Origin of the sequence: Rubritalea sp., from assembly GCF_051252225.1 — a bacterium.
In the GTDB taxonomy this organism is placed as follows: Bacteria; Verrucomicrobiota; Verrucomicrobiia; order Verrucomicrobiales; family Akkermansiaceae; genus Rubritalea.
Map to the genome: position 1 here is coordinate 304,050 of NZ_JBPOGE010000002.1, position 15,370 is coordinate 319,419.

General features: G+C 49.4%; 13 protein-coding genes. 4 read left to right on the forward strand and 9 right to left on the reverse strand.

The window, feature by feature from the left end:
- Positions 1–170: 170 nt before the first annotated feature.
- Positions 171–2,924, forward strand: coding sequence for a phosphoenolpyruvate carboxylase (locus tag ACSHX2_RS03805; RefSeq protein WP_435690729.1), 2,754 nt, complete (start codon positions 171–173; stop codon positions 2,922–2,924).
- A gap of 341 nt (positions 2,925–3,265) precedes the next feature.
- On the opposite strand, the gene ACSHX2_RS03810 is transcribed toward ACSHX2_RS03805, so the two are convergent.
- The 3 genes from ACSHX2_RS03810 to guaB form a co-directional block, all read right to left on the reverse strand.
- The gene (locus ACSHX2_RS03810; RefSeq protein WP_435690731.1) at positions 3,266–3,724 is read right to left on the reverse strand and encodes a hypothetical protein; all 459 of its coding nucleotides are present in this window, start codon (positions 3,722–3,724) and stop codon (positions 3,266–3,268) included.
- Positions 3,725–3,877: 153 nt separating this feature from the next.
- Positions 3,878–5,392, reverse strand: coding sequence for a glutamine-hydrolyzing GMP synthase (guaA, locus tag ACSHX2_RS03815; protein WP_435690846.1), 1,515 nt, complete (start codon positions 5,390–5,392; stop codon positions 3,878–3,880).
- Positions 5,393–5,558: 166 nt separating this feature from the next.
- A complete protein-coding gene (gene guaB / locus ACSHX2_RS03820; RefSeq protein ID WP_435690733.1) occupies positions 5,559–7,010 on the reverse strand; it encodes an IMP dehydrogenase in 1,452 nt (483 codons plus the stop codon).
- 192 nt (positions 7,011–7,202) lie between these two features.
- Here guaB and aroE point away from each other — a divergent pair, with 192 nt between their 5' ends.
- The gene (gene aroE, locus ACSHX2_RS03825; protein WP_435690735.1) at positions 7,203–8,096 is read left to right on the forward strand and encodes a shikimate dehydrogenase; all 894 of its coding nucleotides are present in this window, start codon (positions 7,203–7,205) and stop codon (positions 8,094–8,096) included.
- Here aroE and ACSHX2_RS03830 read toward each other — a convergent pair whose 3' ends face one another.
- Both ACSHX2_RS03830 and mtnP read right to left on the reverse strand, forming a co-directional pair.
- Positions 8,097–9,200, reverse strand: a complete 1,104-nt coding sequence (locus tag ACSHX2_RS03830) for a hypothetical protein (protein WP_435690737.1) — start codon at positions 9,198–9,200, stop codon at positions 8,097–8,099.
- A gap of 67 nt (positions 9,201–9,267) precedes the next feature.
- A complete protein-coding gene (gene mtnP, locus ACSHX2_RS03835; RefSeq protein ID WP_435690739.1) occupies positions 9,268–10,128 on the reverse strand; it encodes an S-methyl-5'-thioadenosine phosphorylase in 861 nt (286 codons plus the stop codon).
- An 88-nt stretch (positions 10,129–10,216) separates the two neighbouring features.
- Between mtnP and ACSHX2_RS03840 the strand changes: the two genes are divergently transcribed.
- The gene (locus ACSHX2_RS03840) at positions 10,217–11,002 is read left to right on the forward strand and encodes a L,D-transpeptidase family protein (protein WP_435690740.1); all 786 of its coding nucleotides are present in this window, start codon (positions 10,217–10,219) and stop codon (positions 11,000–11,002) included.
- A complete protein-coding gene (gene lipB, locus ACSHX2_RS03845; protein WP_435690742.1) occupies positions 10,968–11,693 on the forward strand; it encodes a lipoyl(octanoyl) transferase LipB in 726 nt (241 codons plus the stop codon). The genes ACSHX2_RS03840 and lipB overlap by 35 nt, the downstream gene beginning before the upstream one ends.
- A gap of 74 nt (positions 11,694–11,767) precedes the next feature.
- Here the strand turns inward: lipB and ACSHX2_RS03850 are convergent, their stop codons facing one another.
- From ACSHX2_RS03850 to ACSHX2_RS03865, 4 genes are all read right to left on the reverse strand, one after another.
- Positions 11,768–12,490 (reverse strand): metallophosphoesterase family protein, encoded by a 723-nt coding sequence (locus ACSHX2_RS03850; protein ID WP_435690744.1) that lies wholly within the window; start codon positions 12,488–12,490, stop codon positions 11,768–11,770.
- 134 nt (positions 12,491–12,624) lie between these two features.
- Positions 12,625–13,530 (reverse strand): hypothetical protein, encoded by a 906-nt coding sequence (locus tag ACSHX2_RS03855; protein WP_435690746.1) that lies wholly within the window; start codon positions 13,528–13,530, stop codon positions 12,625–12,627.
- Positions 13,530–14,438, reverse strand: coding sequence for an ABC transporter permease (locus tag ACSHX2_RS03860; protein ID WP_435690748.1), 909 nt, complete (start codon positions 14,436–14,438; stop codon positions 13,530–13,532). Before ACSHX2_RS03860 ends, ACSHX2_RS03855 begins: the two co-directional genes overlap by 1 nt.
- Positions 14,439–15,296, reverse strand: coding sequence for an ABC transporter ATP-binding protein (locus ACSHX2_RS03865; protein ID WP_435690750.1), 858 nt, complete (start codon positions 15,294–15,296; stop codon positions 14,439–14,441).
- Between the last annotated feature and the right edge of the window lie 74 nt (positions 15,297–15,370).

The window sequence follows — 15,370 nt, forward strand, 5'->3', positions numbered from 1 at the left end:
AATTAATAGCCAGATCAGAGCTCTATTCCCGCTCTCTTTCCTCCCTATTCTCGGCTAACTTTGAATTGTTAAATTCATACTCCCCGCAAGCTGCTTTCATACCGGATTTCTAATTTTTTGTTAGCACGAAACGTACTTGCGCGTGACCTCGACTTGTCCATACTCAGCCCGTGACTGACAAGAACCAGATACGCGAAAATCTACGCAGCGAAGGCTTTGAACTCATCGACGACACACTTACTCTCCTAGTCGATAGTCTCTCAGAAGCTCTAACATCCTTGGGCGAAAATGACCTTCTACCGTTCCTTCCTTGGCGTGGTGAAATACCGAAGTCTGACCCTCCAGAAGGAATTCAACAACTTTACTCTATCGGCTTCCAGCTCCTTAATATGGTTGAAGAGCGAGTCTCTGCGGCTATCCGCCGCGAGCGAGAAAAATCTCTTGGTGCAGAGTCTATCAGAGGCCTTTGGTCTCGCTCCCTAGCGGAAATGAAAGAACTAGGCATGAACGAAGACCAGATCCTCGAAGTCTTCAAGGACGTGCACGTAGAACCAGTTCTCACGGCGCACCCTACAGAAGCAAAACGCGCTACAGTCCGTGAGCGCCATCGCGAGATCTACCAAAACCTTGTCACTAGCGAGTACCCTAAGTTCACAGACCGCGAAAAAAGCCGTCTCCAGAACAAGCTTACCGCTGCTCTCGAATCACTTTGGCGCACTGGTGAGATCCACATGACTCGCCCTGATCTCAACATGGAGTTGCGCAATGCTCTCTACTATCTACGTGAAATGTACCCAGCGGTTCTCACTCGCCTAGATGAACACCTCCGTGAAGCATGGAAAGATGCAGGCTTCTCAGAAGATAAACTACAAGACCTCAACGCTCTTCCACGCCTCACATTCGGCACATGGATCGGTGGCGACCGCGACGGTCACCCACTCGTGACTCCAGATGTCACAGAGCGCACTCTAGGTGATCTACGAGCACACTCCTTCGTACTTCTTCGTAAGGAACTTAAGGATCTCGCGTTCCACCTAACCATTTCCAGCCAGTTCCAAGAAGTTCCGGCAGAACTCACTAAACGTATTGAACTCCTCCGTCTCGATCTCAAGGATCCAGTATGGGCAAACCGCGTAACGGAACAAAACCGCGATGAACCATGGCGCCAGCTCGTTTACCTCATGCGAGGAAAACTCTACGAGACAGCATCAGGATACGGCGGCTATCACGGCCCTGAACAGCTCGAAGCAGATCTCGCTCTTCTTGAAAGCACACTCGCTTCCACTGGCTGTTCCCATCTCGTAGAACAATACGTGACTCCTCTTCGCCACAAGGTGAAAACATTTGGCTTCCATCTCGCGACCATCGACATCCGTCAGAACTCCGAGTATCACGACAAAGCTGTCAGCCAACTACTCACAAGAGCAAAAATCGAAGATGGTGAAAACTTTGCTGATTGGACTGAAGAAAAACGTTGTGCTTTCCTCTCTAACGAGCTCGAGCACACGCGTCCATTTATTCACAACCGCTGCAGTGCTGGACCTGAAGCTGACTCAGTACTCAATAGCTACCGTGTCATCGCTAAACAGCTCCACGACTATGGCCATAATGGAATCGGTGCCTTCATCGTATCCATGACACGCTCCGTCTCCGATCTGTTAGTTGTCTACATCCTCATGCGTGAAGCTGGCCTACTCATTAACACTGAAGACGGGCTCGCATCACCTATCGAAGTAGTCCCACTCTATGAAACTAAGGAAGATCTCGACGCTTCTGAAGGACTCCTTTCTGGCTTCCTTGATCATCCAGTCACCAAGCGCAGCTACACGCTCCGCTTTCAGGGCAAGCAGCCATTCCAGCAAGTCATGCTCGGCTACTCAGACTCGAACAAGGACTGTGGCATACTCACAGCCGCTTGGGCTCTCCACCGCGCTGAAAATGCGATGGTCGAGATCGCTGCGGAGCGGGGCATCAAGCTCGGCTACTTCCACGGACGTGGCGGCACCATCTCACGCGGCGCTGGCCCAACTCAGTGGTTTATGGCGGCTCTCCCGCACGGCTCCATGTCTGGCCATTTCCGCATGACCGAGCAGGGTGAAACCATCGCTCAGAAATATGCGAACCTTTCGAATGCGACCTACAATGCCGAGATTCTCCTAGCTACAGCAGCTTCCACAGCAGCTGTGCATAAATTTGGCAAGAAAACGGAAGACCCGTGTATCCAGTTCGTCTCTCGTCTCGCAGAAGGTTCCGAAGGCGCTTACAAGGAACTACTTCGTACAGACGGATTCATTCCATTCTATCGTGAAGCGACAATTATCGATGCTCTCGAGAACTCACGCATCGGTTCACGTCCATCACGCCGCACAGGCAAGACGAGCTTCTCACTCGACGACCTACGCGCCATCCCTTGGGTATTCTCATGGACTCAGGCTCGCTTCTACCTTCCAGGCTGGTTTGGTACAGGTACCGCCTTGAAAAGACTGAAGGACGAAAGCCCTGAAGATTTTGCTGAATTGAAAACCAATTTACCGAACTCCGTCTTTCTCACTTACGTCCTAACAAACGTAGAAACGAACCTTGCTAGCGCTAACCGCGAGCTAATGGAAAGCTACGGAGCGCTCTGCACTGACGAAGCTCTCCGCGAGAAGTTCCTCGGCATCATCGTCGGTGAATACGAGCTCACTCGCGAGATGCTCAACGATATCTTTAACGGTTCCTTCGAAGAGCGCCGCCCACGGATGAACAAGACCCTCGAAATTCGTGAAGAACCACTCAGAGTGCTTCATAAACAACAGGTCAAGCTCATTAGCGACTGGCGCACTCTCAAAGCCGAAGGAAAAGAAGAAGAAGCTGAAACTCTCTTCCCGAAAATTCTTCTCTCCATCAATGCTATTTCTAGTGGTCTCCGCACCACTGGTTAATCCAGATAAACAGTCACAACCTAAAAAAGCCCGCACCTATCATTGGTCGCGGGCTTTTTTCTTGGAAGCTAGATGGATAAAAAACGGATAGCGTGGCTCTACTGTCCTAAGGAGATGAAATTTGGTTAAACAAAAACTAGCCTACAATCTAGTGAGGTCGATGCGCCGGCCTTCCCCCGGAGAAGTCCCTTCATTTATCAGCTCGATTCTGCGGGCTAACCCTTCTGGTCCTCCAAGGCGATCATCAACCTCCCTAGCTTATGGCCCTACTCGTAAAAAGTGCTACTGTTACCACCCGACGCTACTCACACGGAGCAAACCAACGAACAGCCGTTATAATCTCACTCACTCTTTTTCATCAGCTCTAGCAACTCCTTCTCATCCACTCCTAGGGCCTTTAACTTTGCGATAGCTTGCTGCTTCTCACTTAGACGCTCGAGCTCCTGTACTTTTTCAAGATAGAGAGCATTAAAACTCTCTAAGTCCATGGACTCACCATCCACCTTGAATAAATAAGGGCTAATCTGTAGCGATGTAGAATTCTTCTCAAGCTCTTCAATTTGCTTAGAAAAAAGTAGTTTCAGCATACGCTCTAGGGCTGCATTGCTCCTAGGAATTTTCTCAATGATCAACTCCGGAGGTTTCTCACTCGACTTCACTAACCCAAACTCACGCTTGAACCGCGCCACTTGAGGAGCTGAAATCACATCGCCAATTTCCTCACTCATTGCATCTGCAATTTTTTGATTTGTGAGTTCTTGAGCCACCAAACGTGTCAGTAACACTCGGTTTTCCGTCATTATTTTTTGTATCGAAGCATTGGCCATGAATATGTATACATAGACTAATACACATGTATACATCTTGAATTAAAACCTAAAAAAGCAGCCGAGTTCCCCCGACTGCTTTTACTAAATGTTTTATTCTATGATCTAAAATGGCATTGCCATGCCTTACTCCCACTCAATCGATGCTGGTGGCTTCGATGAAATATCATAGAGAACTCGGTTGATTCCTGACACCTCATTGAGGATACGGCTCGACACCTTCCGAAGTAATGAAGCTGGAAGATCTACCCAGTCTGCAGTCATTGCATCTTCAGAAATCACAGCACGGAGGTTTGTCGCATATTCGTAAGAACGCTCGTCACCTTTAACGCCGACAGTCTTAACCGGAATAAGCCCTGCGTATGCCTGCCAAGTCTTCTGGTACCAACCACTCGCTTTGAGCTCAGAGATAAAGATATCGTCGCAATCACGGATGATATCTAGACGCTCCTTAGTCACGACACCAGGGCAACGTACAGCTAGGCCAGGACCCGGGAACGGGTGACGGTCAAGAATATCCTGCTGGATACCCATGTTTGCACCTAGCTCACGAACTTCGTCTTTGAAAAGCTCAGCAAGTGGCTCGAGCACCTTTCCTTCTTTCTGCATCTCAAGAATACGCTCCACACGGTTGTGATGCGTCTTGATTGTCGATGCTTTTGAGTTTTCGTTAGAAGCGGACTCTATCACATCAGGATAGAGCGTGCCTTGAGCTAGCATTTCAGCGTTGCCCACAGCATCCCAGAACACATCGATAAACATGTTGCCGATAATTTTACGCTTCTTCTCAGGATCCCCCTCACCAGCCAGGGCTGTGAGAAATCTCTCAGATGCATCCACGACTTGGATAGGAACACCCATACGTTCAAAGTTTCTCTCTACTTCCGCTGTCTCATTCTTACGCATCAGACCTTGATCCACGTAGATAGCCTTCACTTTCACGCCAGCTTCGTGGAGTAGCACAGCAAGCACTGTTGAATCCACACCACCGGAAACTCCGCAAACAACCTGCTTATCACCCACTTTTTCACGGATCTCATCGATAAGCTCCTGTTTGAAATCTTCAATATGGAATGGAGCTAGCTCACCTGCGTGCTCGAGGAAGTTCTTAAGAATCTGCGTTCCCTCGTGGGAATGCGTCACCTCTGGGTGGAATTGAATTCCGAAAAATGTCTCACCCCATTGAAGTGAAACAGGAGTCCCATGCTGGTTTTTCGCAATCACTTTACAGTTCTCACCAAGTGAGTTCACCGTATCTGAGTGACTCATCCACACCTGCGACTCCTGAGAGATTCCCTCATAAAGCCCAGTAGACTCTATAGGATAGAGCCCTGCTTGACCATACTCACGATGTTCTGATTTCTTAACACAGCCACCGAACTTGATGTTCAGAATCTGCATACCATAGCACACACCCAGCACTGGAACATCGTAACCCTTGAGCATTTCAAAGTCGATATCTGGCGCGTCAGCATCGCTCGTACTCTTAGGTCCACCAGAGAGAATGATTGCTCCTGGCTTACCAATTTCATCGAGGTGTTCCGGTAAATAAAGTTTCGCAAAATAGCCAAGTTCGCGTACGCGGCGAACAATCAGCTGAGTGTATTGTGAGCCGAAATCGAGAACGGCTACGTGATTGATTTCTTCCATTGGATAAATGAGTTTGTTCTGAAAATAGAGCGCTTAGCTCTTAGGAAAATTTTAGGCAAGCTGCGCAGTGTTAGATTTTCAGTGTTATGCAGCTAAAAGCGACACTCTCGGGAAGCATAACACATAAAACTTAACACTTAAAACAAGGCCAGAGGCGTTAGCTGAGCGGTTGATAGTTTGTTGGTTCCTCAGTGATCGTGATGTCATGAGCATGAGACTCACGGAGGCCACCCGCAGTGATCTGAGTAAAGTGTGCGCGTTCACGAAGTTTCGTAAGATCTTGTGCACCCACGTATCCAAGACCAGAACGAAGACCACCCATAAGCTGAAATACCACATCGGCCACTGGGCCTTTATACGGCACGCGACCTTCCACACCTTCTGCCACCATCTTACCGGAAGCATTCTGGCTGTAGCGATCCTTAGAACCTTTGCGCATCGCACCAAGCGAGCCCATACCGCGGTACGTCTTAAAGCGACGCCCTTGGAAATGCACTGTCTGACCAGGAGACTCACGAGTTCCTGCGAGAAGCGAGCCAAGCATCACAAGGTCAGCCCCTGCTGCCATCGCCTTCACAATGTCACCAGAGTAGCGGATACCGCCATCAGCAATCACCGCCACACCGCGCTCGCGGCAGACAGAAGCGACATTTTGAATCGCTGTAAACTGTGGCATCCCCACACCTGCTACCACACGTGTGGTACAGATAGACCCAGGACCCACACCTACTTTGACAGCTGAAACGCCTGCATCACAGAGATCTTTAGCGCCTTCTGCAGTCACAACATTACCTGCGACAACTGGAACACCTAGTGTTTTTAAATTTTTAACCACATCAATCACCACTTGCGTGTGACCGGTTGCAGCATCGATGAACAGAGCATCAACCCCTGCAGCCACTAAAGCTTCAGCGCGCTTCATATGATCTGGACCAGGCCCTACTGCTGCACCACAACGAAGCTGACCATTATCATCCTTCGCAGAATGAGTGAATGTCATACGCTTCTCAATATCAGCACCAGTGATCAGACCAGCCAACTTGCCGAAGCCATCGATGAGTGGAAGCTTCTCGATACGATTCTCGTATAGAATGCGTCGCGCTTCCTCGATACATGTGTCCGCCGGAGCTACAACGAGGCGCTCGATCGGAGTCATCACGGCTGCCACGCTACGGTTTTTATTCTCAACATAACCGATGTCACGGCCAGTCACCATGCCTTCGAGCATGTTGTCTGCGTCAACTACAGGGAAACCTGAAAAACCCTCCTTCGAAATAATATCACGCACATCAGAGAGCGTCATATCTTTACTCACAGTCACTGGATCTTGGATCACAGCATTCTCCGAGCGTTTCACTTTAGCAACCATAGCGGCCTGCTCAGCGATTGTATTATTTCGGTGAATCACGCCAATACCGCCCTCGCGTGCGAGAGCTATTGCGAGCTCAGCTTCAGAAACTGAGTCCATCGCTGCGGAAACTACAGGAACGTTGAGACCAATGTCTTTGGTCAGCCACGAGGAAATGTTCGTCTCGTTAGGAATCACAGCACTATGCTGCGGTACGAGAAGAACGTCATCAAAAGAAAGTCCGAGAGAAATCTCTGCCATGCACGACACAAGAGGTTTTCACACCAACTTGCAAGTCCAAATCTGTGAGTAGAAAACTTTATTACTCACGCCCGTTTATCCATCCACAAGTTTTCAAGTCACCAGACCTTCATATAGTTCCTAATCGAATAAAATAATCTGTCTAATTAGAGAAATTTGTGGTCAATACACAGCAACTTAACAGCTCTCCAGATGAAACACGTCTACACCCTTTCCGACCTCCGCGATCCAGCCTTTGCCACTGAAATGCCAAAGGCAAAACTCGCCGTCATTGGCTACCCGATCAAGCACTCGGCATCCCCACAAATGCATCAAGCAGCGCTCGATGAAGCGGGGATCGATCTGCAATACATCCGAGTCGAAGTCGAGCCAGGGAAGGTCGATGAGTGTTTTACTGAAATGGAACGCCTCGGCTTCGTTGGTTGCAATGTCACCGTCCCTCACAAGCTCGAAGCCATGGCGCTCTGTGACGAAGTCACTGACGATGCCAAAGCGCTTGGAGCCACCAACACCATTCACTTCAAAGATGGAAAACGTAGCGGCCACAACACAGACGGACCTGGTCTAGCTCAAGCAATTCTTGAAGATTTTGGCAAATCCCTCACCGAGCTCCGCATCCTCATCCTCGGTGCTGGCGGTGGAGCTGGACGCGCCATCGCCACCCAGTGCGCGCGCGAGGGCTCACCTCGTATTTACCTTTCGAACCGCACAGTAGAAAAACTCGAACCCATCGCCAAGTCACTCACTGATGACTACGGCGCTAAACTCGTCTACACACTTTCCAACGATAGTGAAGCTCTCACCATCGCCGCCAGTAGAGTAGATCTCATCATAAACTCCACCTCGCTTGGCCTAAAAGAGGAGGATTCATTACCGATCCCAGCTGAAGCGCTGAATGGCTCCCTGATGATCTACGATGCGATCTACAATCCAGCAGTCACCCCGCTTCTCGCTGACGCGAACAAGATTGGTGCAAAGACCTCTAACGGCCTCTCCATGCTTCTCCACCAAGGCGCCATTTCTTTTGAATTCTGGCTTGGCCAGCGCCCTAGCGTCGAAGCCATGCGTAAAGGCCTCGGCAAGTAATCAATCCTTCACGGGATCGTACTCCATCCAGTGGAATGCTTTGATCTCGTCTAGCTCGAGCTTCGGTTTTTCTCCGTCCCCCTCAAGCGCATAGGAAAGAGAAGCCGTCACACGGATCAGACCGTTACTATCTTTCTTCCCTACCACTTTTTTCTCACCTTCAGCCATGCCAGCGTCCATCATCTCAAATGCTTCTTTAAGTGGCTGATATGCTGGGTGCTCAGGTCCCACATTCACTTGTGGGGATTCTTGGTTGCGCACACCTGCCAGAATATTTGGCTGGTAGAAAATAAGATTCAGATCTCCATCACGCTGAGAACTGTAGCGGCGACGCACATAGAGCTTAAATCTCTCACTTACTCCGATCTGTGGAGCTAGCAAAAACTCTGTCCAGTTAGCCACCTGATAGCGAACGTACTGCTCCCAATCGAGCTTCCATCCATCCCCCTGATTCCAAAAAACCAATTCATAAAGACGTTTTTGTGAATCCATAGCCAGTATCTCTAATCGCGGATATTCCCCGTCGTCATTGTACGCTAAGCCTAAGTTCACCATTCCTCCGACCAGCTCGGGGTTGATAGTCGTCTCGTAATAGTTTTGCATTTTCAGCAACTTCCCAACGCCATTGACGACATATTCAGACCGCTGATTTAGATCTGCGGTACCGATAAATGCGGTATAGTTTTTGATACTTTGCCCATACGCTTCGGTGGTCTTCGCTCGTAGTTCATTAATATCCTCCGACTGATCAACCACCGCTATAATTGGCTCGCTGCTTGTATTTTGCAGGTAGATCGAGACCCCTGCGACGGTAGCTAACAAAAGAAACCATGAAACTACCGCCAAGCGCACTTGCTTCTTGCGGCGCACCATTTTCATCGACACGAAATCCGCGACATCCTTCCCAGCAACTCCGTGATTTCCATCCTTATCCACTGCCGTGGTGATGGAAGCTACAGAAGTATACCTAGAATCCCTCTGCGGTGAATTCCCGCAGATTGAACATAGACTAGGTCGCCCTAACTCAAGAGGCGCTGAGAACACAGAACTACAGCGTACGCAATGGAACTGTCCCTCTTCGATCGATATTTCTTCCGTAGCCATAAATAAATGAAGAACGCCAGCTCAGCGAATTAAACTGCTGATAGCAAGGGGGAAGTTTAGCCAGCTGCTAGACGAATCTAGAAATCACCGGGCCTAGGTTAGCCACCGTACTCTCTGGCCAGTACTCTTTCGGCGTAATGATAGCATTCTCTAGCGCGCTGTGATCTACCCACTCAGCATCTAGAGGAATGGCAGAAACTGCACGCTTAAGTACGCGTTGAGCTAGTTCTGCATTCGCCGTCAAATGCCCGATTACCGTCTGGACGTTCACAGCCTCTTCCTCTTCGTGCCAACAATCGTAGTCAGTCACCATCGCCATCGTCGCCAGAGCCATTTCGGCCTCACGCGCAAGCTTCGCCTCTGCCACATTTGTCATACCTATCACATCAAAACCGAGTTGCCTATTCGCCATGCTCTCCGCCTTCGTAGAGAAAGCCGGGCCATCCATATTCACATAGGTGCCACCATCGTGAACTATTGCTCCTTCAGCCTGACTTGCCTCGAATAAAATCTTCCTCAGTTCAGCACTCACTGGCTCTGCAAAGCCAATGTGCGCGGCGATGCCTTCACCGAAAAATGTATGCTCAGCTCTTCGGCTTGTTCTATCAAAATACTGATCAGGAAGAACCACATGACGTGGAGCATAAGCCTCCTTCAAACTCCCGACTGCAGCCACACACAGCACAAACCTCACACCAAGGCTTTTCAATGCCCAGAAATTTGCCCGGTGATTAATTTCATGCGGCAAGAGCCGATGCCCACGGCCATGACGCGGAAGGAACCAAACCTGCTTACCTGCTATTTCACCACCGATGAGAGCATCAGACGGTGCACCAAAGGGAGTTTCCACTACACGCTCTTCAGTCTGAGTAAATCCCTCCATCGCGTAGAGCCCACTACCACCTATAATACCAATCGCCTGATTCATGGCCGAACACTCGCATAGCGAGCCATCTACGCCAAGCCCTGCTTGGCAAAATTGATAAAATAGCGTAGCTCATAGAGTACACCAAACTATGCTCACAAAAGCCTCCATCCTTCGCATCTCTGGCATCGCCACCGTTTGCGCTATTTGCTACCTCTTAGCGATCAAGTTCATCAGCGCCCAACAAAGTCCGCTTAGCAATCTAAGCTCAGAAGAATATGCTGACGGCAAGAAACGCGCAGCAGATGCAGCCAAGCGCGTGCAGGCTAAGCTCACCAATGAGCTCGCAGAAAAAGACCTACAGCTCGGCAACCCCATTTTCATTCGTATTTTCAAACAAAATCGAAAACTCGAAATCTGGGTCGAAAACACCGAGACGAAAAAATTCATCCACTTCAAGACCTACCCCATCGCCGCCATGTCTGGCAACCTCGGCCCCAAGCTCGCAGAAGGCGACCGTCAGGCACCAGAGGGCTTCTACGCAGTCAGCGAGCGACTCATGAACCCACGTAGCCGTTACCATCTAGCCTTTAACATTGGCTACCCAAACAGCTTCGACCAAGCGCACCAGCGCACCGGCTCTGCCATCATGGTGCACGGCAGTCGCGTCTCCATTGGCTGCTACGCAATGACTGATGAAAAGATCGAAGAAATTTACACCCTCAGTGACTCCGCGCTCAAAAACGGCCAACCATTCTTCCGCGTCCACAGTTTCCCCTTCCCGCTAACTGAAGAGAACCTCGATCAGCAAAGAGAAAACCAGTGGTTCAGCTTCTGGCAGGAACTTCAACCAGGCTACCAATATTTTGAAACCCACAAACGGCCACCGAATATCCTAGTGGATGGAAAACACTACCTCGTCGATCACGACTCCTGATCCCTTTTCACTTCACACTGAGCACTTTTCCCCTATCACTCCCTCCATGCAGCTCGTCGATCAATGGTTAGGTTCCGACATCGCCTACACTGAGGCTCTTGAAACTCAAGAGACCAAACTTCTCGAAGTTCTCGAGGGAACCTCTCCAAATACCTTTTTCCAACTTGAGCACTCGCCCGTCTATACCATTGGCCGCACACGCGACCAATCCTCGCTGCGCAAGCCTGAGCTACTGCCACACCCAGTCATCGAAATTAACCGCGGCGGACAAGCTACCTACCACGGTCCAGGTCAGCTCGTCGGCTACCCCATTGTCGATCTCCGCCCCCTCGGAAAAGACCTCCACACATACATCCGCGCCATCGAACAAGCCCTCATCGATACTTGCCAAGACTTCGAAATCAATGCGCACCGTCGCGAAGGCCTCACGGGTGTTTGGGTTGAAAACCGCAAACTCGCCTCGATCGGTGTCGGTGTTAGAAAATGGGTCGGCATGCACGGGTTCGCCATAAACATCACCAAGGAAAGCCTCCGAGGCTTCCTCTCCATCACCCCCTGCGGACTTGATGGAGTAAAAATCACCTGCGTCACTCACGAAGCCAAACGTGTTATTTCCGTCCGAGAATTTGCCAACAAAGTCTCCGAACACATGTGCACTCGTCTCGCTGAGCTCGAATCGGGTAGCGAGTAAGCCCCCGATCCTATTTAAAAAAAAGCCGAACCCCACAGGTTCGGCTTTTTAGAAAATTTGTAGAGCTTAGGCGCTTAACGTCCTGTTGAAAGACGATCTGCTAGGATCTTTGGAAGACCCGCTTCGATGATCTTCTTCTGAGTAGTCTCAATGTCATACTCAAGGCGACGGAAGGTAACGATCTTACTGTCCGTATCGTAGATACAGTAAGATGCTTTCCACTCACCATCACGTGGCTGACCGACAGAACCAGCGTTGATGAAATACTTCATACCTGGCTCAATCGCCACGGTATCTGGATCCACTTCCTGTACACGGGTACCGCGAACAAATACGCGAGGAACGTGTGTGTGGCCATGAAAACAAAGCTGGGTGAACTGGTAAGAAAAGTTAGACATAGCGTCGAACTTGTTTGTCACGTAGTTCCACACATTCGGCTGGTCGAGAGTCGAATGAACAATAGTAAAATCTTCCACCTGACGCACCATACGCATGCGAGCAAGCCATTCACGCTGCTCAGCACTTAGCTGATCACGCGTCCACTGAAGGGCTTCAGCAGCAGTTGGGTTCATCATCTCTAGAGAATGCTCACCACCTGCATCTTCATCGTGGTTCCCCTTTACTACTGGACATCCTAATTCCTGGATTTTTTCGAGGCATTTCACTGGATCAGCATTGTATCCGACAACGTCTCCAAGACACACATAACTCTCACAGCCTTGTGCATCTGCATCGGCGAGAACCGTTTCAAGGGCCTCCCAGTTTGCGTGAATATCTCCGAATAAAGCTATTTTCATATAGGAATTGGTGGTTTAGCCAGTGGGGAATACTGGATAAGGTAGGAATGCACATAGACGATGTTAAGGGAAAGAAAAAAATGCAATTCTCTGAGTATGTGAGAGAAAAAAGTCATCTCGAGCAGCGCTATAGTCTATTGAGACGTTTTAGAGGGCTGAATATTCGATAGTAACTCCGCCACTCCGTACATAGGTTTATACTCATCCTCGACCTCATAGTAATTCTTGAGCAACCGGAAGGCGTTCTCACGATTTATGTAGAGCTCCGTGAGACTCAATGGATCTGAAACATCCACCCTTGGGTGCATCTGTAGAGCACACAGACCATTCACTAGAGATGGAACTCTATTCTGAGGATTCAAATAGAGCTCTCGCCCCAGTGAGTATGCCTCATTCACTCGCTCAGGCACCCGTAAAAGCGCGTAAAATAAATTCCTTCGCACGCTCTCCCGCTGGCGTTCCGGCATTTCTAATTCAGCCAGCGCCTGCTCCAAGCTTTCAGCTACTTTGGTATAATCTGGATCACTCGTAGGTCTCGACCACAACCTAGCCTTCGCCATCCTCAAATCATAACTCTGTGGATTCGCTAGAATCCCTCGCTCAAAAAACTGCTCCCCCTTCTCAACATATTCGGCGGAAAGCTTCCTGCGGCGTAATGGCGCGAGTGACTTATCATCGCGGGTCGCGCTCGCTGCATTATATGCCATGTGCCAGCCCCCCACATCCCAGTAATAGGAATTATAGGGATCTAGTAGCACAATAGTTTCAAATGAATCCCCCAGCCCTTCCCAATCGCTTCTAGCATGCTGCCCTGAAGTAGAAATAGCGTACAAAGCGGCCAAAGTCGGACGGAGACTTCCAAATGAGGCTATAAACCCTTTTTGACTAAGACCAGCACGCGCCTGCATATCGAAAGCTGGCGCTAAAATGTGACGCTCTTCCAGCTCATTACTCAGTTCCTGCTCAAACGGCAAACGCACCACCCCCACAAGGGTGAGTACCACGAATACAACGATGTAGTTGAACCAAGACCTATTCACTAGAGCTCCTTTCGGCGAAAAACGAACCAAGATAATACGATGTAGACCGCTGAGTACAACACTCCAACCAGAGTCACTCGCCCAACAATCCCTGCGGTGAGTTTCTGCCCATTAATCACCCCTTCTTCAATACCTAACAATTTAAAGTCGGGAAACAGAAGGGCAATCCATCTTGAGATTTCTAACATGAAAGAACTTCTACCCAACTCCTGCTGCTGAAAGAAATAATCACGCGCCTCAGCTTGAATCAGCCCCACTAAAACCACCACAACGGTGATGATAATGGTGAAAATAGTGGAAGTCGAAAATGTTGAAACTAGCAGCGCCACAGCAGCCACCACCATTGCCTTTAAGAAGACAGCTAAAATGCCAGCCTGAAAACTCCAGCTTACGCCCAGTTCACGAATTTCCGCCACTTGCACCTCTATCACCTCAGCTGGTAGCTCCCGTTCCTGCAGCGCGGCAGTTACCTCTGCCACAATCCCGTTCACTTCATTCATCAATATCAATGAGAACAAACCATTCATAACCAGCAGCCCAACACCGACCAACGACATCACACCCAGCCACTTCCCTACTAAATAATCCAGACGTGGAACAGGCTTACACAAAATCGTATACAAGGTCCGATCCTCCATATCCTTAGGAATCAGCAGCGCCGTTGCGGAGAGTGCCAGAATCACTGAAAATATGTTCATCGCAAAAAAACCAGCCCCCTTGATCACGCGCAAATTCTGATCCACCGCATCGACAGCTCCCAGCTCACGCATGTCGATGAACTGCAAACCTAACAAGATTAGCACAAACACCACCAGAAAATAGAAAACCTTCATCCTCACAAGCTGAGTGAATGTATGACCAGCAATCACACCAATTCTAGCAGCTGACATAAAACCAATATGCTTCATCTAACGCGCCTCCTCTCCAACTTGCTTTGCTATATCGACAAAAAGATTCTCGAGACTTTTATGCGGAGCTCCTGACTTCACTACCGAACCACCTTTGCTCGAAACTAAATCCTTGATCTCATCAAACACAGTCTGATCCACACCTTCGATCACCATCTCCCGCCGGTTCTGCACCGAGGTTAGTTCCTCTATCGTTCCTTGCTGCACCATTTTCCCATTAAAGATAATTCCAACCCGATCACAGACCTCCTGCACCTGCTCTAACAAATGGGAACACAGAAACACCGTAGTCCCTTGGTCCTTCAACTGAAAAATCAGATCTCGAATCTGACGAGAACCTACAGGATCTACTCCTGCAGTAGGTTCATCTAACACAACAAGTTTCGGATTCTGAATGAGTGCTTGAGCTAAACCCACGCGCTGTAGCATGCCTTTAGAATACCCCCCGAGACGACGCTTACGCGCATTCTCAAGCGAAACCAGCTCTAGCAATTCATCTATTCTACTCCCCAGCTCCTTCCCCCGCATCCCGCAGAGTTTTCCATAAAACTTCAGCGTCTCCTCCGCAGTCTGGTGTTTATAAAAATAAGGATTCTCAGGGAGAAACCCCACGAACTGTCGCGCATCCACCTTCATAGAATCGCATCCAAACACCTTGCACACACCGCTTGTAGGCGCCAGCAACCCGAGCAAGGCCTTCATGGTAGTTGATTTCCCGGAACCGTTCGGCCCGATTAACCCATAAACCTGCCCTTCTTCAATCTGAAGACTCACCTCATCAACCGCACGAAACGTCCTGCGCCGAAACGACGAGGGAAAAGTCTTTACCAGATCAACGATCTCAACTGCTGCTGCCATTAAGAAAAAGAATACGACTAACAATCCGCATGACAACCTAAATGAAGACACTAAAAGAAAACAAAAGGAAGCTA

Bases quoted from the DNA above. Each gene is read 5' to 3' on its own strand.
- ACSHX2_RS03810 (WP_435690731.1), bottom strand. From the start codon at position 3,724: ATGACGGAAAACCGAGTGTTACTGACACGTTTGGTGGCTCAAGAACTC.
- guaB (WP_435690733.1), bottom strand. From the start codon at position 7,010: ATGGCAGAGATTTCTCTCGGACTTTCTTTTGATGACGTTCTTCTCGTA.
- aroE (WP_435690735.1), top strand. From the start codon at position 7,203: ATGAAACACGTCTACACCCTTTCCGACCTCCGCGATCCAGCCTTTGCC.
- ACSHX2_RS03830 (WP_435690737.1), bottom strand. From the start codon at position 9,200: ATGGCTACGGAAGAAATATCGATCGAAGAGGGACAGTTCCATTGCGTA.
- mtnP (WP_435690739.1), bottom strand. From the start codon at position 10,128: ATGAATCAGGCGATTGGTATTATAGGTGGTAGTGGGCTCTACGCGATG.
- ACSHX2_RS03840 (WP_435690740.1), top strand. From the start codon at position 10,217: ATGCTCACAAAAGCCTCCATCCTTCGCATCTCTGGCATCGCCACCGTT.
- lipB (WP_435690742.1), top strand. From the start codon at position 10,968: ATGGAAAACACTACCTCGTCGATCACGACTCCTGATCCCTTTTCACTT.
- ACSHX2_RS03850 (WP_435690744.1), bottom strand. From the start codon at position 12,490: ATGAAAATAGCTTTATTCGGAGATATTCACGCAAACTGGGAGGCCCTT.
- ACSHX2_RS03860 (WP_435690748.1), bottom strand. From the start codon at position 14,438: ATGAAGCATATTGGTTTTATGTCAGCTGCTAGAATTGGTGTGATTGCT.
- ACSHX2_RS03865 (WP_435690750.1), bottom strand. From the start codon at position 15,296: ATGGCAGCAGCAGTTGAGATCGTTGATCTGGTAAAGACTTTTCCCTCG.